This window comes from Paenibacillus sp. OT2-17 (assembly GCF_009827695.1).
Lineage (GTDB): Bacteria > Bacillota > Bacilli > Paenibacillales > Paenibacillaceae > Paenibacillus > Paenibacillus polymyxa_B.
In genome coordinates, this window is sequence record NZ_WUDQ01000423.1 from 1 (window position 1) to 3,284 (window position 3,284).

At 43.6% G+C, this 3,284-nt stretch carries 1 protein-coding gene; it reads left to right on the top strand.

Going from position 1 to position 3,284, the window contains the following annotated elements:
• On the top strand, positions 1 to 3,284 hold a 3,284-nt coding region (locus tag GRP75_RS22400), incomplete at both ends, for an amino acid adenylation domain-containing protein (RefSeq protein ID WP_160790400.1).

A 3,284-nucleotide genomic window follows, 5' to 3' on the forward strand; every position in this document is an offset into this window, starting at 1 on the left:
TTGCTGGCCTTATATTTGCAGAAACATGGGGTAACTCCTGATACTCTTGTGGGGATTTGCATGGAACGTTCTTTAGATATGGTGATTGGGCTGTTAGGAATCCTGATGGCCGGTGGAGCCTACGTGCCGCTCGATCCGGAATATCCGGAGGACCGATTGGAGTATATGCTTCAGGATTCCAATGTTTCACTGGTTATTACGCAATTGGGGTTGTTGGAGAAAGTGTCACGCTTGGAAGGGAACAACGTTAGCTGTATTGTCCTTGATAAAGACTGGGATCATCTGAAAAGTGATGTGAAGGGTAGAAAGACAATCAAACGGGAAGTGCAACCTCACCATTTGGCATATGTGATATATACCTCTGGAAGTACAGGGAAACCCAAGGGGGTCATGATTTCACATAAAGCGTTGACCAACTTTCTTATTTCCATGGGAGAGCAGCCCGGTTTAACAGAGCAGGACAAACTACTTGCGGTGACAACGTATTGCTTTGATATAGCGGGACTGGAATTATATCTGCCTTTGATTAAGGGGGCTCAATGCTATATTTGCAGCTCCAAAAACATAAAGGATGCCGAAAGACTTAAGCGGGAAATTCAAAGAATAAAACCGACAATTATGCAAGCTACTCCTGTGACTTGGACCCTGCTCTTTCAAGCCGACTGGAAGAACGAAGAGAACATGAAAGTTCTCTGCGGAGGGGAAGCCCTTTCGGAAACGTTGAAATCTTATTTTGTTCATAACAGCTGTGACGCATGGAATATGTTCGGTCCGACTGAAACGACAATTTGGTCTACAATTCAAAAGATCGACGCAGATAAGCCTATTTCGATCGGTAAGCCTATCGCAAACACCCAGATTTACATTTTGGACAAACATCTTAGACCTGTGCCTGTCGGTCTTCCGGGAGAGCTTTTTATTTCGGGCAGCGGATTGGCCAGAGGCTATTGGAACCAGCCAGAGCTTACGGCTGAAAAGTTCATAGACAACCCATTCAATCCGGAAACCAAGCTCTACAGAACTGGAGATTTATGCAGGTGGCTTTCGGACGGCTCTATTGAGTATGTGGGACGGATGGATTATCAAGTGAAAATTCGCGGGTTTCGGATCGAGCTGAGTGAAGTTGAAGGTCAGGTCAGAACATATCCAGGAATCGATGATTGTGTCGTGATTGCCAAGGAACAGGAGGGAAATAAGCAGCTTATTGCCTACTGTTTGCTGAACAATTCCGAGTCCGGTAAGCCTCCTCTTGATCCGAAGGAAGTGCGAAACTATTTAAAAACTTTCTTGCCTTTTTATATGATACCAGCATTTTTTATAGAGCTAGATAAGCTGCCTTTGACCCCTAATGGGAAAATAGATCGAAAAGAATTAATGAATCGCAGGATCGAGTTAGCAACAACAAGAAAGATCCATTTACCACAATCAGATGTTGAACATCAGGTTCTAGCGGTGTGGAAAAAACTTCTGAATGTTGATGATCTAAGTACAGATGATGCTTTCTTTGACGTAGGCGGGAATTCTTTTTCAGCAGCAGAGATGATCGGAAGGGTCAAGGAATTGTTGGAATGCGATATTTCGGTGACAGCATTGTTCAAGTATCCGACAGTTAAGGAACTCAGTGCCTACATTACAGAAACAAGAAGCGAGAATGTTGATTCTCAAACGGAACAATCACATACACCGGAACAAACAGATACAGCTGAAAATACAGCCTTACCGAAAATGGTTTCAGGCGAAGATGACCTCGAGCCATCCTACCCAGATTATTTTGAGGATAGTCTCGCAATTATAGGGATTTCATGCCATTTTCCGGGGGCCAAAAACCATGCCGAGTTTTGGAGCAATTTGAGAGCAGGGGTGGAGAGTGTCCGCTTCTTTTCCGAGGAAGAATTGGTTGGATTAGGGCTGGAAAAAGAAATCGTCGGGAATCGAGGCTATGTTCCCGGACGATGCACGATTGAAGGAAAAGAGTATTTCGACCCTGAGTTTTTTAGCTTATCACAGAAAAATGCAGAGTTTATGGATCCTCAAATGAAATTGCTGTTGCAGCATTCATGGAAAGCCGTTGAGGATGCTGGCTATATTAGCAAAGAAATTCCTGAAACCAGTGTGTATATGTCAGCAAGCAGCAGCTTCTATCAAGCATTTATTCCCAATTTGGCATCACAATCGCCTAATGTCCTGAAGAACGCGGATGAATATGTAACCTGGATTTTAGCACAGGGTGGGACAATTCCTACTATGATCTCTCATAAATTGGGATTTAAAGGTCCGAGTCTGTTTGTGCACTCGAACTGCTCTTCCTCATTAGTAGGATTGCGTCTGGCTTCGCAAAGCCTGTTATCCGGTGAAGCCAAATACGCTTTAGTCGGAGCATCCACGATCTTTCCTTTTACCAGTGTAGGCTATGTGCATCAACCCGGCTTGAATTTTTCCAGTGACGGACATATTAAAGCCTTTGACGAGTCGGCAGATGGAATGATTGGTGGAGAAGGGGTTGGGGTTGTTCTACTGAAGAAAGCGCAAGATGCCATTAGAGACGGTGACCATATTTATGCGCTTTTACGGGGAGTAGGTGTGAACAACGATGGAACCGACAAATTAGGGTTTTATGCCCCAAGTGTCAAAGGTCAGGCTGAGGTTATTCAGAAGACGATAGAATCAACCCGAATTCATCCCGAATCTATCAGTTATATCGAGACGCATGGAACTGGAACAAAATTGGGCGATCCTGTTGAATTTGCCGCCTTAAATGAAACGTACAGGCAGTATACAACCAAAAAACAATTTTGCGGTATTGGATCGGTCAAAACCAATATCGGGCATCTGGATACTGCAGCAGGTTTGGCGGGGTGCATTAAAGTTGCTTTAAGCTTATACCATAATGAGATTCCTCCTTCACTTAATTACGAAAAACCAAACTCTGATATCAATTTTCCTGATTCACCTTTTTATGTTGTAGATAGCCTCCAAAAATGGGAGAAGGCGTCGTCTCCTCATCGGGCGGCGTTAAGCGCCTTTGGAATAGGCGGAACTAACGCTCATGCCATTTTCGAACAATTTGTAGTCAATGCTGAATCAGAACGATTTAAAGATAGTTCTGTGAACAAAGAAGCTGTCTATCTGATTCCATTATCTGCAAGGAATCATCATCGTCTTAAAGTGTATGCACAAGAGCTTTCAGATTTTTTGATAGCTTCTGAAGACATTAATTTGTCGGATGTATCCTTTACGCTTCAGACAGGACGAATGGCAATGAAAAACCGGGTAGCTTTTATCGT